This window comes from Streptomyces sp. NPDC091289, assembly GCF_044757365.1.
GTDB lineage: Bacteria > Actinomycetota > Actinomycetes > Streptomycetales > Streptomycetaceae > Streptomyces.
Window position 1 is genome coordinate 94,739 of sequence record NZ_JBIVUT010000024.1, and the last position, 20,866, is coordinate 115,604.

Annotated in this window: 18 protein-coding genes; 11 read left to right on the forward strand and 7 right to left on the reverse strand. The window is 73.3% G+C overall.

Annotation, left to right across the window (positions count from 1 at the left end; all coding sequences use genetic code 11):
• Positions 1–819: 819 nt before the first annotated feature.
• The 11 genes from ACIQPT_RS28990 to ACIQPT_RS29040 all read left to right on the forward strand — a co-directional run bounded on the left by ACIQPT_RS28990 (position 820) and on the right by ACIQPT_RS29040 (position 13,640).
• Complete coding sequence (locus tag ACIQPT_RS28990) at positions 820–2,415, forward strand: hypothetical protein (RefSeq protein WP_401160050.1); 1,596 nt, start codon at positions 820–822, stop codon at positions 2,413–2,415.
• 87 nt (positions 2,416–2,502) lie between these two features.
• On the forward strand, positions 2,503–2,928 hold the full coding sequence (locus ACIQPT_RS28995) for a phage tail protein (protein ID WP_030079082.1): 426 nt from the start codon (positions 2,503–2,505) through the stop codon (positions 2,926–2,928).
• Positions 2,929–2,983: 55 nt separating this feature from the next.
• On the forward strand, positions 2,984–3,706 hold the full coding sequence (locus tag ACIQPT_RS29000; protein WP_401160052.1) for a LysM peptidoglycan-binding domain-containing protein: 723 nt from the start codon (positions 2,984–2,986) through the stop codon (positions 3,704–3,706).
• A complete protein-coding gene (locus ACIQPT_RS29005) occupies positions 3,703–5,487 on the forward strand; it encodes a VgrG-related protein (protein ID WP_401160053.1) in 1,785 nt (594 codons plus the stop codon). The genes ACIQPT_RS29000 and ACIQPT_RS29005 overlap by 4 nt, the downstream gene beginning before the upstream one ends.
• 77 nt (positions 5,488–5,564) lie before the next feature.
• Entirely contained in the window at positions 5,565–5,882 is a 318-nt protein-coding gene (locus tag ACIQPT_RS29010) for a PAAR domain-containing protein (protein ID WP_401160054.1), read from the forward strand.
• Positions 5,879–6,319, forward strand: a complete 441-nt coding sequence (locus ACIQPT_RS29015) for a GPW/gp25 family protein (RefSeq protein WP_401160055.1) — start codon at positions 5,879–5,881, stop codon at positions 6,317–6,319. Before ACIQPT_RS29010 ends, ACIQPT_RS29015 begins: the two co-directional genes overlap by 4 nt.
• Positions 6,319–8,280: a putative baseplate assembly protein gene (locus ACIQPT_RS29020; protein ID WP_401160057.1), complete on the forward strand. Its 1,962-nt coding sequence runs from the start codon at positions 6,319–6,321 to the stop codon at positions 8,278–8,280. Before ACIQPT_RS29015 ends, ACIQPT_RS29020 begins: the two co-directional genes overlap by 1 nt.
• Complete coding sequence (locus ACIQPT_RS29025) at positions 8,277–8,852, forward strand: phage tail protein I (protein WP_401160059.1); 576 nt, start codon at positions 8,277–8,279, stop codon at positions 8,850–8,852. The genes ACIQPT_RS29020 and ACIQPT_RS29025 overlap by 4 nt, the downstream gene beginning before the upstream one ends.
• 979 nt (positions 8,853–9,831) lie before the next feature.
• A complete protein-coding gene (locus ACIQPT_RS29030; RefSeq protein WP_401160061.1) occupies positions 9,832–10,635 on the forward strand; it encodes an NADase-type glycan-binding domain-containing protein in 804 nt (267 codons plus the stop codon).
• Positions 10,636–11,072: 437 nt separating this feature from the next.
• Positions 11,073–12,050, forward strand: a complete 978-nt coding sequence (locus tag ACIQPT_RS29035) for a terpene synthase family protein (RefSeq protein WP_401160063.1) — start codon at positions 11,073–11,075, stop codon at positions 12,048–12,050.
• A 114-nt stretch (positions 12,051–12,164) separates the two neighbouring features.
• The gene (locus ACIQPT_RS29040; protein ID WP_401160065.1) at positions 12,165–13,640 is read left to right on the forward strand and encodes a carboxylesterase/lipase family protein; all 1,476 of its coding nucleotides are present in this window, start codon (positions 12,165–12,167) and stop codon (positions 13,638–13,640) included.
• Here the strand turns inward: ACIQPT_RS29040 and ACIQPT_RS29045 are convergent.
• The 7 genes from ACIQPT_RS29045 to ACIQPT_RS29075 all read right to left on the reverse strand — a co-directional run bounded on the left by ACIQPT_RS29045 (position 13,637) and on the right by ACIQPT_RS29075 (position 20,779).
• Positions 13,637–14,731, reverse strand: coding sequence for a CopD family protein (locus ACIQPT_RS29045; protein WP_401160067.1), 1,095 nt, complete (start codon positions 14,729–14,731; stop codon positions 13,637–13,639). The two genes, ACIQPT_RS29040 and ACIQPT_RS29045, sit on opposite strands and share 4 nt — an antisense overlap.
• Positions 14,732–14,938: 207 nt before the next feature.
• Positions 14,939–15,154 (reverse strand): EF-hand domain-containing protein, encoded by a 216-nt coding sequence (locus tag ACIQPT_RS29050; RefSeq protein WP_401160069.1) that lies wholly within the window; start codon positions 15,152–15,154, stop codon positions 14,939–14,941.
• A gap of 38 nt (positions 15,155–15,192) precedes the next feature.
• Positions 15,193–16,023 (reverse strand): polysaccharide deacetylase family protein, encoded by an 831-nt coding sequence (locus tag ACIQPT_RS29055; protein ID WP_401160071.1) that lies wholly within the window; start codon positions 16,021–16,023, stop codon positions 15,193–15,195.
• A gap of 395 nt (positions 16,024–16,418) precedes the next feature.
• On the reverse strand, positions 16,419–16,934 hold the full coding sequence (locus tag ACIQPT_RS29060) for an ATP-binding protein (RefSeq protein ID WP_401160073.1): 516 nt from the start codon (positions 16,932–16,934) through the stop codon (positions 16,419–16,421).
• A gap of 274 nt (positions 16,935–17,208) precedes the next feature.
• Positions 17,209–17,976, reverse strand: a complete 768-nt coding sequence (locus ACIQPT_RS29065) for an enoyl-CoA hydratase/isomerase family protein (RefSeq protein WP_401160074.1) — start codon at positions 17,974–17,976, stop codon at positions 17,209–17,211.
• A gap of 97 nt (positions 17,977–18,073) precedes the next feature.
• On the reverse strand, positions 18,074–19,321 hold the full coding sequence (locus tag ACIQPT_RS29070; protein WP_401160076.1) for an Ig-like domain-containing protein: 1,248 nt from the start codon (positions 19,319–19,321) through the stop codon (positions 18,074–18,076).
• 216 nt (positions 19,322–19,537) lie between these two features.
• A complete protein-coding gene (locus tag ACIQPT_RS29075) occupies positions 19,538–20,779 on the reverse strand; it encodes an Ig-like domain-containing protein (RefSeq protein WP_401160078.1) in 1,242 nt (413 codons plus the stop codon).
• Positions 20,780–20,866: the final 87 nt, after the last annotated feature.

The following is a 20,866-nucleotide window of genomic DNA, read 5'->3' on the forward strand; positions in this document are numbered from 1 at the left end:
CCGTCCCGTCCTTCCGGCCCGTCCGACGCCACGACCCCGTCCGTGCCGTCCGGTGCCAGGTCCTCCGGCTCCGGGCCTGCCTCCCGGGCGGTTCTCGGGAGCGCCCCGAACACCGTCACGGCCTCGCCGTCCTCGCGGCATGCCGGCGACGGACCGGACTCCGGGCAGCGGGCCCGGCCCGCTGCCGTACGTCCCCATCGGATCGCCCCGCCCCTGATCGTCGCCCGACGTCCGGCGATGCCACTGCGGCAGATCGCCGGGCTCCCGCCCGCCACTCCCGTCGCCACTCCCGTTGCCCCTTCCACGCCCTCCGCGCCTTCCCCGTCGGCCGCTTCTTCCGTATCGGCCGCGCCGTCCGGTCCGGCTGCTCCCGCCGCCGTCCAGCGGGCCGTATCGGAGCGGCGAAGCGGTCCTGACCGTACGGTTCCGGACTCCCCGTCCCCTGACCGTGCCGCCGGACCGCCCGCCGCCGAGGTGGTGCGTCCGGCCCTGGGCAAGCCCCTGCGCGAGATGCCCGCCGGAGCCAGGCCGGCCAGCGGTGACGGCCCGGCGGGCGTCGTTCCGGCCGCCCCCGCGACGGCACACCCGACAGCGGAGATGCCGGTGCTCCAGCGCCAGGCGTCGGACGCGCCGAGCCAACCGGCCACGCCGAACGCGACGCCCGGGGTGCCTACGGTCCCCTCGGCCAGTTCGGCGAAGGCGAAGGCGTCGGCGTCGGCGCGGCAGCAGCCGTCCCCTGCGCCGGACTCCCGGTCCCGGACGACTCAGCCGTCTCAGCCGTCTCAGCCGTCGACGTCGTCATCGGGGCCCTCCCCTTCCGTGCAGCGAGCACCGGCCCCGGGCAGCGCGACGCCCGACGCTTCCGGCGGCTCACGCGCCCGGGCACGGGGTGGGATCGGCACGCCGCTGCCCTCGCTGCCGCCGACCGCCCGGCTCGGCGGCGACGCTCCGCTGCTCGGTGACCGCCGGTCCACCGGGACACGGCCTGATGCGGGCCGGGCCCCGGGCCACCGGCCGGCGACGGCTCCGGGCTCCGGGCCCGCCGTTCCGGCCCACGCCCCGGCACCGCCGGGCACGCCCGCCGCGATGCCGGTGCGATCGGCCGCCACCGCGTCCACCGCAGCCGCCGCGGCCTCCACCTCCTCGCCCGGCACCGCCGCCGTTCAGCGCGCTACGACCTCCGCCGCTCCCCCACCGCCGGTACGCGTACGGCCGATCGCTCGGGACCGGGCGCCCGCGCAGAGCACCAGCCGTGCGACACCGTCGCCGTCGCCATCGCCGTCCCTGTCGCCCACGGTCCAGCGGTCACGGGCCCTGCTTCCCAGCCGCGGCCTGACCGTGAACACCGGTTCCGCAGAAGGTTTTTCAGCGCCTCCGACGACGACTGCGGCGGGCGGCAGCACCGCCCGCCCGGTCGTCGCGGCCACCTGGCGGCGCGACGTGCCGCAGGCGGGCCCCGCCGACGGGGGCGCCGGAAGCCTGCCGAGCACCCGTCAGCCGGCGCCCTCCGGCGCGGCGCCGGGCGACCCGGTCCAGCGTTCCGCGACCACCGCCGCGACCACCAACCCTGCCCACCGGCGCGGCGGCCCGACCGAACCCGGCCGCGCCCCGCAAGCCACCGCCACCGCCGCTGCCTCGGCCACCAGCACCACCACCGCCCCCGCCCGTGGCGTGCTCCAGCGACTCGTACGGCGGTCCGGGCGGGTCACGACGCCCTCGCCCCCAGCCGTACCCCCCGGCGCACCACCGCACCGGGCTCCGCAGCCGGGTCCCGCACAGCACGCCTCCCCCGCTGTCCCTCCCGTACAACGCGCCGCCACCGCTCCGGCCGTGCCCGCCGCGCCGCTCCCGTACGCCCAGCCGGGGATACCGTCGGCGTCTCCGGGGGCATCGGCGTCCGTAACCGCCCCCGGCCCGCGCCGGGTTCCCGTCGTCCGGCCGCATCCGCCCGCAGCGGCACGGCCGGAAGCCGCCGTGCCCGTACCCGTACAGCGGCAGGCGATGCCGGTGGTTCCCGAAAGCGCCGGTCCGCCGGCCGCCGGACCGGCCCCCGTCGCCGGTGCCGCTCCCGGCGCGCCGCCCGGGCTCTCCGTACGGGTGCCGCCCCGCACGCCCGCGCAGGCCGCCGGAGCGGGTCGCCCCGAGAGCAGGGCGCAGGCGGTCCAGCGTGCGGCGGCGAACGCCGGGATCACCGGGGTTCCCGTGCAGGCCGCACCGGCGAAGCCCGCCGTGCAGCGGGCGGGACCGGCGGCCGGGGCCGAGGACGCCTCCAACGCTCCTTCGGCGAACCGGCTGAGCGGAACGGAGATCGAGGAGCTGGCCCGTCGGCTCCTCGACCCGGTGAGCCGGCTCATCCGCGCCGATCTGCGGCGGGGCCGCGAACGCAGCGGGCGGCTGCACGACGGCCGCCGCTGACGGCACGCCCGCCCCGGCGCCACAGCCGCACCCGCCCGCCCCCGTACGACCCGTACGACCGACAGCAGAGAAGAAGACGAGAGACGCATGACGGACAACATCTTCGCGACGAGCGTGTTCTTCAAGCTCGCGATCGGCGGCAGCGACCTGGGCGCGTTCCACACCTGCTCCGGTCTGGGCGCCGAGGTGGAGATGGAGACGTACGCCGAGGGCGGCAACAACGGGTTCACCTGGCAGCTGCCGGGGCGGATCACCTGGACGAACATCACGCTGACCCGCCCGGTGACCGCCGACACGATGAAGATCGCGCGCTGGCTGAACGAGACGATCCAGCGGGTCGAGCCCAAGGACGGCGAGATCGTGGCGCTGCGCCCCGATCTCAGCCGGATCATCAGCTGGCAGGTCCACGGGATCGTGCCGGTGCGCTGGCAGGGGCCGTCCTTCGATCCGGCCAACTCCCAGGCGGCGATCGAGACGCTGGAGATCGCGCACGAGGGCCTGGAGCCGTCCTGACGGGAAACAGCGCATCCGGCAGGACCAGACCCAGGACGAAGGAAGGAGGAACGCCATGTCACCCGCTCTCCGCGCGAGCCGCGCCCGTGCCCAGCTGACCATCATGGAGCCGCCCTCGACCGTCGGCGCCAAGCCCGGCGGCGCGCTCGCCCGGCTCACGTTGCAGTTCAACCCGGCGAAGCTGTCGCTGAGCAAGAGCACCGAGTGGCGGCGCACTCCGTCCCGGATGGCCGGGCAGTCCGCGCTGCCCGAGTTCGTCGGCAGCGGGCCCCGGGCCCTGTCGCTGGAGGTCTTCCTCGACGCGACCGCCACCCACGACAACTCCGTGGAGAAGGCGGTGGAGCAGCTCATGACCGCGTGTGTCCCCACGCCCAGCAGCCTGGCCCGCAAGACGCCCGCCAGCCCCTGGGTGCGGTTCGACTGGGGGACGTCGAAGACGACCTCGTTCGACGGGGTGCTCTCCAATCTCTCGGTCTCGTACACCCTGTTCGACGTGGACGGGAAGCCGCTGCGCGCCACCTGCTCCCTGTCGATCGAGGAGGCGAGCGTCGACCCGGCCGGCCAGAACCCCACCTCGGGTTCGAAGGAGGCGCGGCGCACCCACCGGGTCGTGGCCGGGGACAGCCTGCCGCTGCTGGCCTGGCGGGAGTACGGCGACGCCACCGCCTGGCGGACCATCGCGCACGCCAACGACATCGACGACCCCATGCAGTTGACGCCCGGCCGGGAACTCCTGGTGCCCGGGCGGGAGGACCACCTGGCGGAGGAGACCCGATGAGCGGAAAGGACGCCCCCGGCCGCTCCTTCGCGGCCGACCCGATCGTCGAGGCGCCCGCCGAGCTGCCCGCCGTCTGGGCCACCCAGCTGGTGAGCTGCGTGGTCGACGAGAACGTGGGCCTGCCGGACACCGCCGTCCTGATGTACCGGGACCCCGACCACACCTTCCTCGCCAAGACCGGCATCGGCATGGGCACCCCGCTGAAGATCTCGGTGGTCACCGTGCAGGACCGGGTGCGCGAGCGGCTGTTCACCGGTGAGGTCACGGCGATCGAGCTGGACACCGACACCACCGGATCGTTCACCGTCGTGCGGGCGTTCTCCAAGGCGCACCGGCTCCAGCGCGGCCGGAAGGTCGTGGCGTACCGGAACATGAAGACGGCGGACATCGTCCGCAAGGTCGCCACCGGGGCCGGTCTGGCCTGCGGGCGGATCGAGGCCGCGTCGATCACGTACAAGCAGCTGACGCAGCCGAACGTGTCGGACTGGGAGTTCCTCCAGCACCTGGCGGCCGAGAGCGGGGCGACCGTACGGGTGGACGACAAGGGCCTGTTGCAGTTCACCGAGCCCGACCCCGCCTCCTCGGCCCCCTCGCCCTCGACGTCCGCCTCGCGCGATCCGATGGTCCTGGAGTACGGGAACAATCTGCTGGCCCTGCGTGCGGTGCTGACCGGGGCGGACGGGGCGGACAGCGTCGAGGTGCGCGGCTGGAACGTCGACACCAAGACCCGGCTGGTGGCCCGGCAGCAGTCCGTCCGCAGCGACACCGTCGTGCCGGGGATGAGCCCGTCGACGGCGGCGCAGATCTTCGGCTCCGGTGGCTCCCGTACGACGATCGCCGACACCCCGTACCGCACCCAGGCGGAGACCCGGGCGGTGGCCGGTGCGCTCGCCGCGTCGGTCAGCGCCGGGTTCGGGGAGGTCGAGGCGGTCGCGTACGGGAACCCGCAGCTGCGGGCGGGTCTGCCGGTGGCCCTCGGCAACGTGGGGCCCGCGTTCTCCGGCCGCTACACCGCCACCGCCGCGCACCACGTCCTCGAACCCGACACCGGCTACCGCACGACGGTGATCGTCAGCGCCTCGCCGGACCGTTCGCTGTCGGGGCTGACCGGTGGCGGGAACGCCCCCTCGCGCGGGCCGCGCATGCCCGGTCTGGCGATCGGCGTGGTCACCGACATCCGGGAGGAGGGCAGGGGCCAACGCGGCTGGGTGCGCCTGAAGTTCCCCTGGCTCGACGACACGTACGTCACCGACTGGGTCCGCACCGTGCAGTGGGGCGGCCAGGGCGGCGGCGGGGTGTTCAGCCCCGAGGTCAACGACGAGGTGCTGGTCGGGTTCGAGCAGGGGCTGCTGGACAGCCCGTATGTGCTCGGCGGCCTCTACAACGGGGTCGACAAGCCCTCGCCGCACGACGTCCCGCTGGTGGACCCGACGAGCGGGAAGGTCAACCGCCGTTCGCTGGTGTCCCGTTCGGGGAACCGGCTGGAGCTGCTCGACGCCCCGCGCGGGCCGTCGGGCGTCCGCATCGCGACCGGCGACAAACGGCTCGACGTCGTCCTCGACGAGAAGAAGGGCGAGATCACCCTGACCGTGAAAGCCCGTGGCGGCACGCGGGAGTTGAGCTCGGTGACGCTGTCCGCGTCGGGCATCACGCTCGACGCCGGGGCCACGGGCGACGTGACCATCAAGGGCCGTTCGGTGACCGTCAACGGCAAGACGGGGGTCACGGTCGACGGCGGTCTGCTCGCGGTCCTCAAGGCCAAGCTCATCAAGATCAACTGACCGTGCGGCGTGCGGCGTACGCCGCCCCCGTCCCTCGTATCCCTGAAGTCTCTTTCGCATCAAGGAGAACCCCGGCCATGCCCCCCGCAGCCCGCACGGGCGACAGCACCGCCCACGGCGGTCTCATCGGCACTCCGCCCCCGGGTGCGGTGGCCGTGGCCACCGTGCTCATCGGCGGCCGGCCCGCGGCCGTCACCGGGAGCCTGCACGCGTGCGTCGTCCCCCCGCACGCGGCGCTCGGACCCGGCAACGTGATCATGCCCAACCCCGCCGCCGCGATCGGCGGCGCGGTGCTGATCGGCGGACTGCCCGCCGCCCGGATGCTGGACAAGACCACCTGCGGCGCGCCCATCATCAGCGGCGCGCTGAACGTCCTGATCGGGGGCCCGATGTGAGCGGCGGCGGATTCATCGGGCGCGGCTGGGGCTTCCCGCTGCGGGTCGGGCCGACGGGCGGGATCGCGCTGGTCGAGCGGGACCGGGAGATCGAGGAGGCGATCGGTCTGATCCTCGGGACCGCGCCGGGCGAGCGGCCGATGCGCCCGGAGTTCGGCTGCGGCATCCACGACTACGTCTTCGCGCCCGGCGACGGGGCGACGGCCGGCCGGATCGCGCAGGAGGTCCGGACCTCGCTGGAGCGGTGGGAGCCGCGCATCGAGGTGACGGACGTGGTGATCGCGTTCGACGCCATCGAGGAGGGCACGCTCTACATCGACGTGCACTACACCGTGCGGGCCACCAACGACCTGCGCAACCTGGTCTTTCCCTTCTACACGATCCCGTCGTCCGAGGGCTCGGCCGCGGAGACCACTCAGGAAGCGGGGATGCGCTGATGGCCCTGCCTTCGCCCAATCTGGACGACCGGCGTTTCCAGCAGCTCGTCGACGAGGCCAAGCGGTACGTCCAGCAGCGCTCCCCCGAGTGGACCGACCACAATGTGTCGGACCCCGGGGTCACGCTGATCGAGACGTTCGCGTACCTGGTCGACCAGTTGCTCTACCGGCTGAACCGGGTGCCGGACAAGAACTACGCGGCCTTCCTCGACCTGCTGGGCGTGACGCTGTTCCCGCCGGCCGTGGCACGGGCCGAGATCGACTTCTGGCTGTCCGCGCCGCAGCCGGAGACCGTGTACCTGCCCGCCGGTACGGAGGTGGCGACCGCGCGCGGTGAGGCGGAGGAGCCGGTGGTGTTCTCCACCGCCGACGACCTGCCGATCGTGCCGAGTTCGCTGGTCCGGCTGGTCACCGCGCCGGTGTCGGGCGAGCAGACGGACCGGACCGCGCCGCTCGGCGCGGGCAAGGACATCCCGTGCTTCCAGAACCGGCCGGAGCCCGGTGACGCCCTGCTGTTCGGTCTGCCGACGGCCGTACCGCGCTGCATCGTCGCCGTCCGCCTGGACAGCCGGGTGGAGGGCGTGGGCGTCGACCCGCGTCAGCCGCCGCTGGTGTGGGAGGCGTGGGACGGGGCGCGCTGGGTGATGTGTGCGACCGGCACCGACAGCACCGGCGGGCTCAACAGGCCCGGCGAGGTCGTCGTGTTCGTCCCGGCCGGGCACACCGCGTCCGTCGTGGCGGGGACCCGGGCGGGGTGGCTGCGCTGCCGGGTCACCGCTCCGGAGCCGGGCCAGCCGTTCTACTCGGAGTCGCCGACGATCCGGGAGGCCGAGGTGTTCACGGTCGGCGGCACGGCGGCCGCGGAGCACGCGGAGACCGTCGTCGATGTGCCGCTCGGGGTGTCGGAGGGCGTCGCCGGGCAGCGGTTCTCGGTGAGCCGGGCGCCGCTGCTGCTGGACGGGGAGCCGCCGGTGGTACAGGTGTCGGCGGAGGAGGGCTGGCAGATCTGGACCCCGGTCGAGCACTTCGGCGCGTCCGGGCCCGGTGACCGGCACGTCCGGATCGACGCCGTCTCCGGGGAGTTCGCGTTCCCGCCGGAGGTGCGCGAGCCGGACGGCACGATGCGCGCGTACGGCGAGGTGCCGGAGAAGGGCGCCCAGCTCCGCGTCCCGCGCTACCGGACCGGTGGCGGGGCGGCGGGCAACGTCGCCCGGGGCGCGATCTCCGTGCTGCGCAGTTCGGTGCCGTACGTCGCGGGCGTGAACAACCGTGAGGCGGCGACCGGCGGGGTCGACGGGGAGACCGTCGAGAACGCGAAGGTGCGCGCGCCCAACATCCTGCGGGTACAGGAGCGGGCGGTCACGGCCGAGGACTACGAGGTCATCGCCCGGGAGGCCGCGCCGTCGCTGCGCCGGGTGCGGTGTGTGCCGGCCGTGGCGGGCGAGGCCGGTGCGGTACGGGTGCTGGTGGTGCCCGACGCGGTCGCCGACGAGGACGGCCATCTCCGCTTCGAGCAGTTGATCCCCTCCGACCAGGTGCTCGCCGCGGTCACCGAACGGCTCGACGAACGACGCCTGGTCGGCACCCGGCTGATCGTGGAGCCGCCCGCCTACCAGGGCGTCACGGTCGTCGCGCGGCTGGTGGCCGCCCCTGGCGACGTGGACCGGGTGCGGGCGGAGGCGCTGGAGGCGCTGTTCCGGCACATCGACCCGTTGCGCGGCGGGGCGGACGGCGAGGGGTGGCCGTTCGGCAGGCCCGTGCAGTACGGGGAGGTCTTCGCCGTGCTCCAGAGCGTGGAGGGGGCCGGTCTGGTGGAGGACGTCCGGCTGTTCCCGGCGGACCCGATCACCGGCCGGCGCGGCGCGGCGGTGGACCATGTCGACGTCGCGCCGGGGGCGTTGGTCTTCTCGCACCAGCACCAGGTGGTGGTCACCGCGAGCGGGGCCGGTGAGGGCGTATGACGCGGGCCGCGGTACCCGGGCTGCCGAGCCGCTACCCGATCGGGGAACTGCTGCCCGCCCTGTACGCGGACGACGACCTGGCCCAACGGTTCACGGCGGGCCTGGACACGGTGCTGGCGCCGGTCCTGTCGACGCTGGACAACCTGCCCGCCTACTTCGACCCGACGCTGGCCCCGGCCGACTTCCTGCCCTGGCTGGCGTCCTGGGTGGGCGTCGAGACCGATCCGGCGTGGCCGGTCGAGCTGCGCCGGGCGGTCGTCGCGCGCGCCGTCGAGCTGCACCGGTGGCGCGGCACCCGGCGGGGTCTCGTCGAGCGGCTGCGGCTGGTCTGCGGGGTGCACGCGGAGGTCCGGGACGGCGGGGGCGCCACCTGGTCGGCCGAGCCGGGCGCGGCGCTCCCGCCGCCGCCGACCGGTGAACTGCTCGTCCGGGTCTGGCCGGTGCGCGCGGGCACTCCGGTGGACGCCCGCCGCGTCCTGGACGTCGCCACGGCCTCGTGCCCCGTCCACCTCACCTGCCGGGTGGAGGTCCTGCCGGGCCCGCCCGAAGAGCCCGAACAGACAGGAGGCTGACGTGATGCGTTCGTGCCCGGCGTGCGGTACGGCCAACGGCGAGAGCGACGACTTCTGCGGCAACTGCGGCGGCTACCTGGGCTGGTCCTCCCAGCCGGTGCGGCGTACGCGGGCTGCGGCTCCGGAGCCTGAGCCGGAGGCCTCGGGTCCGGCGGCATCGGGGCCGGAGGCGTCGGATCCGGTGGCGTCGGATCCGGTGGCGTCGGATCCGGTGGCGTCGGATCCGGTGGCGTCGGATCCGGTGGCGTCGGATCCGGTGGCTCCAGTGGCGTCGGCTTCGGTAGCTCCGGTGGTTGAGCCGGATGCTCCGGTGGCTTCGGAGGCTCCGGTGGCAGAGCTGCCGGTCGTCCCGGAGCCGGAGGCCGCAGCCGCCCCGGTGGCGAAGGGCGTAACCGTCCCGGAGCCGGAAGGCGCAGCCGTCCCGGTCGCGGAGGCCGAGGCCTCCCCGGAGCCGGAAGCTGCCGGGCCCCCGACGCCACCGGCACCTGCGACGCCGCCACCCGCGCCGGACGCCGACGGCCCACCCGCACGCCCGGCGCGCCCCGCCCCTGCGGCTCCGCCTTCGGCCTCGCCCTCGGAGCGATCCGAAGCTCCGCCCCGCCCTGCCCCCGGGGCCCCGGAGCAGCCCGTACCGGCGGCCTCCGATCGGCCCGAATCGCCCGCGCGCCCCGCAGCTCCGCCACGCCCCGCCCCGGCGCGCCCCGAACACCCGCCGGAGCCACCCCGGTCGGCTCCGGCGCCTCCCGCGCCCCGGGCGGAGCCCGCGCCCGTGCCCACCCCCGTACCGCCGCAGCCCACCGCGCCACCGGCGGGGTCGACACCCGTACCGGCAAGGCCGCATGCGCAGCCCGTGCCGCCCGTGCCGCCCGTACAGCCCGTACAGCCCGTACAGCCCGTACAGCCGGCTCCCGTACAGCCCGCTCCCGTACGCCCCGGAATCCCGGCGTCCGCACCGGTGCCCAGGAGCGAGCCCGGGCACATGTCCGAGGCGAACGCGGCGGACGAGCCGATCGGGGCGGTGCGACCGGCCAAGCCCGTGAGCCGGCGGCCCGTCGTGCGGCCGGTGGCGGAGGAGGAGACGCCGGACGGTCCGCCCTGCCCGGCCTGTGGCACGCCGAACCTGCCGGGGCGGAAGTTCTGCCGCCGGTGCGCCGCTCCGCTGCAGGCCCGGGAGGAGCCGGCCGCCCTGCCGTGGTGGCGCACGGTGTGGCCGTTCCGCCGCCGGGTGCGCGGCGGTTCGGGCCGGGCGCTGCGGCGGACGCTGCTCGTCCTGGCCGTGGTCGGGCTGCTGTTCGCGGGCTTCCTGCTCCTCCCGATGGGGCGCTACCTCTTCGAGGACGTCCGGGACAAGCTCGGCGGCACGGCGGAGATCAGCCCCACCGGGGCGACCGCGACCGCGTCGGCTCCCGGTCACCCGGCGGGCGCGGCCATCGACGGGCTGACGAACAAGTACTGGGGCGCGCCCGAACTCGGCGCGTCGCTCACATGCTCCTTCGAAACGCCGTTCCGGCTGGTCGGCATCGTGGTGCACACCGGGGTGTCGAAGGAACCCCAGGAGTTCCGGCGGGGCGCGCGGCCGACCCGGGCGGACCTGCTGATCACCACGGAGGACGGCACGGTCCACGAGAAGGCGGTGACCTTCAATGACAAGCCCGGCGAGCAGCCGATCCGGACGGGCATCAGCGATGTCGTCTCCGTCGAGCTGGTGCTGCGGGAGGCGGCCGGCCGGGGCGAGGGCCGGCCGATCGCGGTCGGCGAGGTCGAGTTCTTCCAGCGCACCTGAGCCGGAATCCGTCGCTCCGCAGGTTCACTCGGCACCCGCTGCCGGACCCTCGTCACTGCCGTAGCGGCGGGCCCCACAGGTTCACCAACTACCCAGTAGTGGTCAGAGAGTTCATGACGATCAAACAATTTCGGTCACAAATGGCTTCCCTCGGAGCCCCCACAGGGGGTTGACTGGGCATTACACATGGTGACGCGCCCGCCCACCGGCTCGCCGACCCTGTCCCGGCTGCCCCGGCGCCCGGCGGAGGAAGGAGGACAGCGATGGCCCTCTCACCTCGTACGGTCGCCCTGTCGCCCGGCCTCCGGGCTCCCGGCCGCCGCTTCCCGACGGGCCCGTCCCTTGCCGGACCACCCGGAATGCGCCGTTCACATCGTCCGCCCGTATTCATCAGACGAGGGGCAGCAATGAGCCAGATCACGTTACCGGCGTTTCACATGCCGTTCCAGAGTGCCGGCTGCAATCCAGGCCTGACGGAAACCCGTGGGGCCGCCTGGGAATGGGCCGAGTCCGAAGGGCTCGATCTATCCGTCCCGGCCCGGAAGAAAATGATCCGGACCCGCCCGGAACTCTGGATATCCCTCATCTTCCCGAAGGCGACGCAGGAACATCTCGACCTGTTCTGTCAATGGCTCTTCTGGGCCTTCCTGGTGGACGACGAGTTCGACGACGGCCCGGCCGGACGCGATCCGCTGATGTGCGAGAGGGCGATCACCCGCCTGGTGGACGTCTTCGACGGGGCCGCGCCGAACGGACCGATGGAGCGGGCGCTCGCCGGGCTGCGGGAGCGGACCTGCCGCGGTCGGTCGCCGCAGTGGAACCGGCAGTTCCGGCGGGACACCGCCGCCTGGCTGTGGACGTACTACGCCGAGGCCGTCGAGCGGGCCGCCGGACAGGTGCCGAGCCGGGCCGAATTCGCCAAGCACCGGCGGGATTCGGTCGCCATGCAGCCCTTTCTCTGCCTGCACGAGATCACCGCCGGAATCGACCTTCCGGATTCCGCCCGGAGCCTGCCCGCGTATATCGCCCTGCGGAACGCGGTCACCGACCATTCCGGTCTCTGCAACGACATCTGTTCCTTCGAGAAGGAAGCCGCTCTCGGCTACGAGCACAACGCCGTACGGCTGATTCAGCGCGACCGGGGCTGCACCCTCCAGGAAGCCGTCGACGAGGCCGGGATCCAGCTGGCCCGGATAGCGGAGCGGGTGCAGCGGGCGGAAAAGGAGCTGATCGAGGAAATCGAGGCGGCGGGCATCGGCGGCCCGACCCGGGCGGCCCTGGAACGCTGCGTCCAGGACTACCGGGGGCTCGTCCGGGGCGACTTCGACTACCACGCGCGGGCCGAGCGCTACACCCGTCCGGATCTGGTGGAGCTGGACGAACGGGACTCGCTGTCCCAGTACTTCGCCGCCTGAGCCGTCCGAGCGCCCGGGGCCGCCCGGGTGGTGTCGCGGGCGGTCCGGGTGGTGTCGCGGGCCACCACCTCCGGGAAGGCATACGTCTCACCGCGAGAGAGGTTGGCACGCATCATGTCGGACATCGTGACGGGGACTCCCCCGTCGGCGAGGACCGCGCACGGCACCGTGCGCGGTGCGGTGGAGCGGGGCGTCGCGGTCTTCCGCGGCATCCCGTACGCGGCTCCGCCGGTGGGCCCGCGAAGGTTCCGCGCGCCCGGGCCGCCGGAGCCGTGGGAGGGCGTGCGCGATGTGTTCGCGTACGGTCCGACGGCCCCCAAGCGGCCGTACGCCCCGCCGCTGGACCGGCTGCTGCCGGACCCGGCGGTGCCGGGCGACGACTGGCTGAACCTCAACGTGTGGACGCCGTCCACCGAGGGCGCCGGGCTCCCCGTCCTGGTGTGGATCCACGGGGGCTCGCTGGTGCACGGCTCCTCGGCGGTGCCGGTGTACGACGGGTCCGCGTTCGCCCGGGACGGGGTGGTCCTCGTCTCCGTCAACTACCGCCTGGGCGTCGAGGGCTTCGGCGTCTTCCCGGACGCGCCCGCCAACCGGGGACTGCTGGACCAGCTGGCCGCCCTGGAGTGGGTGCGCGACAACATCGCGGCGTTCGGCGGCGACCCGGACCGGGTGACGGTGGCCGGGGAGTCGGCGGGGGCGGTCAGCATCGCCGCTCTGCTGGCCGCACCCCGGTCGGCGGGGCTGTTCCGGCGGGCGGTGCTCCAGAGCGGGGCGCCCGCCGCACTGCCCCCGGCCGCCGCGCGCGGCACGACCGAGCTGATCGCGAAGCGGCTCGGGGTGCCCGCGACAGCGGCCGCGCTGGCCGCCGTGGACCCGGAGGCGCTACTGACCGCGCAGACCGAGGTGACGAGCGGCGGAAACCCGTTGACCGGCCGCAACTCCTTCCAGGCGGTCGTGGACGGCGACCTGCTGCCCCATGACCCGGTGGCGGCGCTGCACGCGGGTGCGTCCGCCGGGATCGACCTGCTGATGGGGACGAACACCGAGGAGTACCGGCTCTGGTTCGTGCCCGGCGGGCTGACCGAGCGGATCAGCCGGCTGAAGCTCCGTCTGGCCCTGTTGAAGTTCAAGGTGCCGAACGCCACCGCCCGGGTCTACCGGGCCAACCGGCCGGACGCCACCCCCGGCGAGCTGCTCGGCGCGCTCGCGACGGACCTGCTGCTGCGCGTCCCGCTCAACCGGCTGGCCGACGCCCGGACGGACGCACCGGGCTCCACGTATGTGTACGAGTTCGGCTGGCCCACCCCCGTACAGCGGCTGGGTGCCTGTCACGCGCTGGAGCTGGGCTTCGTCTTCGACACGCTCGCCCACCCCGACACGAGGGCCCTGACCGGCCCCGACGCCCCGCAGGACCTGGCGGACGCGATGCACCGGGCGTGGGTGGACTTCGCGAGGGACGGGGACCCGGGGTGGCCGTCGTGGGACGCGCGGCGGCCCGTGACGGTCTTCGGCCCGGGAGCTCCGGCCCTCGTCCTGGCCCCGCGCGACGACGAGCTGCGCGGCTGGGAACCGTACCGCAACAACCTTTAGGGCCGGAGCGAGATCCAGTGCGGGTCGGGGACGACGGTGAGGACCGCCGAGACCACCACGACCAGACCCAGCACGACCTGTTCGCGGCGGGCCAGCAGGTGCGCGACCGCCGGGTCGGCATCCCGGAGCATCCGCCGCCGGGCCGCCACCGCCAGCACGCTGACCACGGCCATCAGCGCCAGCTTGACCAGCAGGGTGCGCCCGTAGGCGGAGCTGAACACCACGTCCAGCGGCAGCCGGCGCAGGGCCGAGACCGTGCCGGTGGCGGCGAGGGCGACGTACAGCCAGATCGCCAGGCGTGCGTACCGGCCGAGGAGCGCGCGGGCCGCGACGGGTGAGCCGCGCCAGAGCCACATGGTGCGCAGGACGTACAGCAGGCCGCCGGTCCACAGCGACGCGGCGGTCAGATGGACGACGGTGAGGGCGGCGCCGAACTCGGGGCTGTACGCCTCCGGATGCGCGCGCAGGGCCTCCGCGCCGATGACGACGGCGAGCGGGGCGAGGGCGAGGGCCGGGCGCTTGCTCGCGGCGCAGAGGGCGGCGACGACCAGGCCGTTGGCGATGAGGAGGAGCAGGCCGCCCTCACGGGTGCCGTAGGTCTCGGTGATCCCGAGGTCGCTGACGGCGGCGAGCCGGACGATCTGCCCGGCCGCTGCGGCCGCCCCGGCGACCGAGGCGGCGGCCGCCCAGCTCCGTACGGCGGTACGGGGGCGGCCCCGGACGGGCCGGACGAGCTGCGGGCCGAGGAGTTCGCCCAGGTGGAGGGCGAGGGCGGCGAACAGGACGGTGCGGAGCACGGTGGTGAGCCCCGCGCCGGGTATCCGGAGCTCCCCGGTGCCGCGTGCCAGGAGGCCGGGGCCGAACAGCGCCATGAGGAGTGCGAGGACGCCTGCGGCGCCGAGCAGGAGAGGGGTGGTCCAGGAGCGTCCGGCGGGCGGCCCGGACATCTCCGGCGCGTCGCCGGTCGGCACTGCTGCGGCCGGCGCGTCGCCCGGCCGCACCGGTGCGGCCGGGGCAGGGGGTGTCCCGGGCCCGGCCGGCGCGGGGGCTGTGCCGGGCGCGGCCGGGTCGGCGGGGGGTCCGGAGAACATCACGGCCCGATCCTCGCCGGTGGACAAAGACACAGCAAGCCGCGCACGGTGGGCGCGACGGCCGGAAGACACCCGGAAGGGGGCCCTCCGGGCATCGGGTCCTCGGGCATCGGCCCTTCGTTCGGATCACGTCGGCCGACCGGCCGGCCGGTCCCGACGACGCGGGACCGGCCGCCGACCGGGACCGGCTCAGCCGACGGGACCGGCTCAGCCCTTGTTCTGCGAGGCCCAGAACTCGTCGAAGGTGAGCAGGCCGTCACCGTTGGCGTCGTGGGCGTTGATGATCGCCTGCGCCACCGTCTCGGTGACGAAGGGGTCGCCCAGCTGGGCCATGGCGCTCTTGTACTCGTTGGCCGTGATGAGGCCGTCGCCGTTCTGGTCGAACCGCTCGAATGCCGTCCGCGCCGACTCGATGTCCGCCACAGTTCCGCCCCTTCGTGATGCCGGATGTCAGGGTCAGATTATCGGGCCGTCCGGGTGACGCCGTCGGCCGGTCGGTCCATCAACTCCGTGGCGGTCACGGCGTGCAGCCCGCGCCGGCCGATCTCGGCGAGGAGCAGCGGCAGCGCGTCGGCGGTGACCGGACGGCCGAGGCTCAGCTCCACCACCGATCCGTTGCGGAGCTCCCCGGCGACCTTCCGGGTGACGGCGGCGACGCGGGTCGCCGCGTGGTCGAGCGACTCCACGTCGCAGCCGAGGACATGGGGGTAGCCGGCCCGCTGGGCGAGGCGCTGGACGAGCGGGGAGGCGTACGCGGTGGGTGAGGGGCGGAACCAGGTGCCGATGGATCCGGTGAGCCGGCGCAGCCGCCGGGCGCAGGCGGTGATCTCCTCGTACGCGGCGCGCTCGTCGAGGGCCGCGAGGTCGAGGTGGTGCTCGGTGTGGTTGCCGATCTCGTGGCCCCCGTCGAGGATCCGGCGGGCCAGGCCGGGGTGTTCGGCGAGCCAGGTGCCGACCGCGAGCACCGTGACGCGCGCCCCGGCCTGTTCGCACCGGGCGAGTGCGGTACGGGCCAGGCGGGGGTCGCCCCGCCCGTCGAAGGTGAGGGCGACGCGGGGCCGGTCGCGGGGGCCGTGCGCGATCCGGAAGGGCAGCCCGGGGAAGCGGCGCGGGGCGGCCGGAGCCCCCTGACCCGCCTCCGGCACGGCGGACCCGGTGGGCTCAGCGCGTCCGACGGCTTCACCCGCCGCCCCATCGCTCCGGGCGCATCCGACGGCGAGGGCGGCGGCCAGCACCCCCGCCCCGGCGCCCAGCGCTTCGCGGCGGCCCATCGCGGCCCTGCGTCCGTCCATGCCCGACCACCTCACGCTCCACGGATGCCACCGGTCCCCGGGACACAGTAGAGGCGGAATGGACGAAATGAGGCGATTTAGCAGTTCAACAGATGATCAATGAATCATTCACCGGTCGCCATAAGAATGCATGAAATACCAGGCAAGTGACCGAGCACACCTACGATTCAACCGCCAAATGCCCGATTGATACAAAAATATCCAGATAAGCCGCTTTGGCACCGGGGTCGCCCGTCTGCCATAGTCGGTGCCACGACCCCCATTGACCCGGGCCAGGTCGTCAAGAGCGGCCGTGAACACACCCCCCATTTCACGGCCCCCGTCAGAAGCCCCCGCAGCGCCGCACCCCGGCCGACCGGGGGCTTCTGCGTATTGACCGGGGCTTCCCGGGCGTATCAGCGGTCGGAGATCCGCATCTCGAACCAGGTGGTCTTGCCGCGCGGCAGCAGATCCACGCCCCAGCGGTCGGAGAGCTTGTCGACGAGGAAGAGCCCCCGGCCGCTGATGTCCATCTCGCGCACCGGCATCAGACACGGCAGTCCGCGCGAGGGATCACGCACCTCGATACGGATCCAGCCCCGGCGGCGCACCATGCGTAACCCGAAGACCCGGGCCCCGGTGTGGCGCACCGCGTTGCCGACCAGCTCGGAGACGAGGAGCACCGCGTACTCCGCGGTCTGCGGCGAGAGGGCCCACTGGCGGAGCACGACGCAGGAGGTGAGCCGACGGGCCGTCGCCGCCGACTCCGGACGGGACGGCAGCCGGACTTCCCCCTCGGTCGGATTTCCGAACAACTCCACCGCCTTGAACGCCTGTTCGTCATCCATGGTCGACGTCCAGCGTGCCGCGGTCGCGCTGCTGCGCGGTCGCGGCTGATCCACACCCTCCAAGCCCGCCATGCCCACCATCATGGCCGCACGGATCGGCCTCCGGGGCCGTTCCGCGGGAATCCGCACCCCGGAACAACCCGTTCCGCAGAAGGCTTTTGGCATATGCCCCTGGCAAACGAGTGCCCCGAACGGCCCGGCTGAGCTGCGGCGATGCCCGGCCCGACGAGGGTTGCCCGGCCGATGGCGACACCGGGCCTTAAGGTTGCCTTAAGGCCCGGATAATCCGCCCTGACGGATGAACTCCCCGCACGGGACCGCCCGACCCGACTACCGGGCCACCCGTTCTGACTACCGATCAGCCGAACGTCGCCTTACCCGGGCCCTCCTCGACGAAGCTGCGCATGCCCCGCTCGCGGTCCTCGGTGGCGAACAGGCCGGCGAACCAGTTCCGCTCGATGGTGAGCCCGGTGTCGAGGTCCGTCTCCAGTCCGGCGTCGATCGACTCCTTGGCCGCGCGGAGCGCCAGCGCGGGCCCCTTGGCCAGCTTGGCGGCCCAGGCGTGCGCCTGCTCGTAGACCTCGGCGGCCGGGACCACCCGGTCGACCAGGCCCAGCGTCAGGGCCTCCTCCGCCTTGACCATGCGGCCGGTGAAGATGAGGTCCTTGGCCCGGGAGGGGCCGATCAGGCGGGCGAGGCGCTGGGTGCCGCCCGCGCCGGGGATCAGGCCGAGGAGGATCTCCGGCTGGCCGAGCTTGGCGTTGTCCCCGGCGATCCGGAAGTCGGCGCAGAGCGCCAGCTCGCAGCCGCCGCCGAGCGCGTAGCCGGTGACGGCGGCGGCGACCGGCTTGGGGATGCGGGCGACGGCGGTGAAGGCGTCCTGGAGGCCCTTGGACCGGAGCACCATCGCGGTGTGGTCCATCGCCTGCATCTCCTTGATGTCCGCGCCCGCCGCGAACACCTTCTCGCCGCCGTAGAGGATCACGGCGCGCACGTCCTCGCGCCGGGTCGCCTCCTCGGCCAGCTCGCGCAGCCGGTCCTGGATCGCCACGTCCAGGGCGTTCATGGGCGGCCGGTCCAGCTGGATCGTGCCGACACCGTCGCGTACTTCGAGAGTCACAGTCATGCCAAGAGGTTAACCACCGCTAACGCGGGCGGGCCCGGTGCCGTTGGTCACAGCACCGGGCCCGCTCACACGCACGCCGCGCGGAGTGGAGGAAGCCTTACTTCTTCCACTCCTCCCAGTCCATGTTCCAGCCGTTGAGGCCGTTGTCAGGGGCGATCTGCTTGTCCTTCGAGTTCTTCACGATGACCACATCGCCGATCATCGACTTGTTGTAGAACCACGCCGCCGGCGTCTGGTTGTCGTAGCCGCCGCGCACATCGCGCAGACCGACACAGCCGTGGCTGGTGTTGGTGGTGCCGAAGATGGAGGACGCGCCCCAGTAGTTGCCGTGCAGGAAGGTGCCCGAGGTGGACAGCCGCATGGCGTGCGGCACGTCCTTGATGTCGTACTCGCCACCGAAGCCGACGGTGTCGCCGTTCATCCGGGTCACCTTGAGCTTCTCGCTGATGACCATCTGGCCGTTGTACGTGGTCGTCGCCGGGGCGCCCGCGGAGATCGGGATGTCCTTGATCTGCTTGCCGTCGCGGACCACCTTCATCCGCTTCGCGCTCGCGTCGACCGTGGAGACCTGGCTGCGGCCGATGGTGAACTTCACCGTCCTGGTCTGCTTGCCGTAGACGCCCGGCCGGCCCTCGACGCCGTCGAGGTTGAGCTCGACGGTCACCTTGGTGCCCGCTGCCCAGTACTTCTCCGGGCGGAAGTCGAGGCGGTCGTTGCCGAACCAGTGGCCCTCGATCTCGACGGCCGGCTCGGCCGTCACCTTGATCGCCCGCTCCACCGCGTCCGGGTCGGTGATGCCCCGGGTGAAGTTGATGGAGACCGGCATGCCGACCCCGACCGTGGAGCCGTCCTCCGGCGTGTACTGCCCGATGAAGGTGTTCGCCGGGACGAGGGTGGTGAAGGTGGTGTCCTTCGCCGACTCACGGCCCTCGGCGTCCTTGGCGACCGCGTGCACCGTGTACTTGGTGGCGGCGGCGAGGTGCCGCTCCGGCGCCCAGCTCGCGCCGTCGGCCGCGATCTCGCCCGCGACCTCGTTGCCCTTGGGGTCGGCGACCTTCACCGTGGTCAGCTTGCCCTGCGAGGCGCCGATCTTCAGCGCGCCGCTGGTCGCCACGGACTCCGCACCGTCCTTCGGCGCGATGGTCACGACCGCCTGCGAGGCGGTCGTGTCCTCCTTCTTGGCGCTGCCGCCCGCCGGCTTGTTCTTGTCCCCTGCGTCGGCACTGCCGCCGCACGCCGTCACCAGCAACAGCAGTGCTCCCAGAACCAGGGCCAGAAGCCCCGGTCCGCCGCGCCGCTTCCCGCTCGCCCCGGCCGATGCCCCCGATATCGGCTGCCCGTTCACTGTGGTCGTCTCCCCTCGCACGGCCTGGTCCCGCCATGGCCCGCACCCCCGCGCGCCGAACATGCGCGCCGCCGCAAGATAATCACATCGCGGGCGGGGTGAACTCCCTCCGGAATGTCACCGTTCCGTCCCAAGTGGTCCGGAGAGCTGCGCAGGTGGCGCGGGGTGCCGGGGCCGAGCGGGGGGACCATCGGGTCCCGGGGGCGGCCGGGAGCCTCAGCGCAGGGCGGAACCGGCCTTCCACTTCTTCCAGCCGAGGTTCCAGCCGCTGAGCCCGTTGTCCGGTGCGACCTTTTTGTCCTTGGAGTTGACCACCTCGACGACGTCGCCGATCAGGGTCCGGTCGAAGAACCAGCCGCCGGGGGTGGCGCCGCTGCCGCCCTTGGCGTCGCGCAGCCCGATGCAGCCGTGACTGATGTTCTCCTCGCCGAAGACGGACTCGTCGGCCCAGTAGTTGCCGTGCAGGAAGGTGCCGGACTCGGTGAGCCGGATCGCGTGCGGTACGTCCTTGATGTCGTACTCGCCCTTGCCCTTCTTGTCCGTGAATCCGACGGTCGCCCCGTTCATCCGGGTCACCTCGTGCATCTCGGAGACCACCATCCTCCCGTTGTACGTGGTCGTCTTCGGGGCGCCCGCGGTGATCGGGACCGTATCCACAAGCTCTCCGTCGCGGCGCACCTCCATCGTCTTGGCCTCCGCGTCGACCCGGGAGACCTGGGAGCGGCCGACCGTGAAGACGACGGTCTTGTCCTGGCTGCCGTAGACCCCCGGGGCGCCCTCGACGTCCCGCAGTCCGATGTCGACGGTGACCTCGGTGCCGGGCTTCCAGTACGTCTTCGGACGGAAGTCGAGCCGGTCCTTGCCGAACCAGTGGCCGGCGACCTCCACCACCGGATCGGACGTCACCCGGATGGCCTTCTCCACCGCCGCCCGGTCGGCGATGGGCCGGTTGAAGGAGAAGGAGACGATCATGCCGGTGCCGACGGTGGACCGGTTCTCCGGTTTGAAGTAGCCGATGAAACGGTGCTCGGGGACGAGCGTGGTGAACGTGGCGTGCCGGGCGGAGCGCCGCCCCTGTCCGTCCACGGCCACCGCGTCGATGCTGTACTTCGCGGCGAGGGCGAGCCGGGCCACCTTGGGCTCCGGGGCCCAGGAGCGCCCGTCATCGGCGATGCGCCCCGCCACCGTCTGCTGCTGCGCGTCCTCGATCCGCATGACCTTCACGCTCTCCAGCCGCCCGTCGGGGACCTTCACCGCGATCCGGGTCTCCTCGTCGACGTCCTTGGCGCCGTTCTCGGGGAAGACGCTGATCGCGTCGCCGGGCGATCGCGCCTTGCCGTTGAGCAGGGCCTCCCGGGTGTCGGTGCAGCCGGTCAGAAGGGCCAGCACGGTCAGCAGTCCTGCCCATGTCAGCACGGCGGCCGAGCCGGCCCGTGCGCTCTTCGCTGTGTGGTTCACGCTCCCCCAACGACCAGGGCCGGTCGGGGGAAACGTGAGTGCGGGCCGCCCGGTGGGCAGAACAGAGGGGAGGACTCCTGCGAGAGA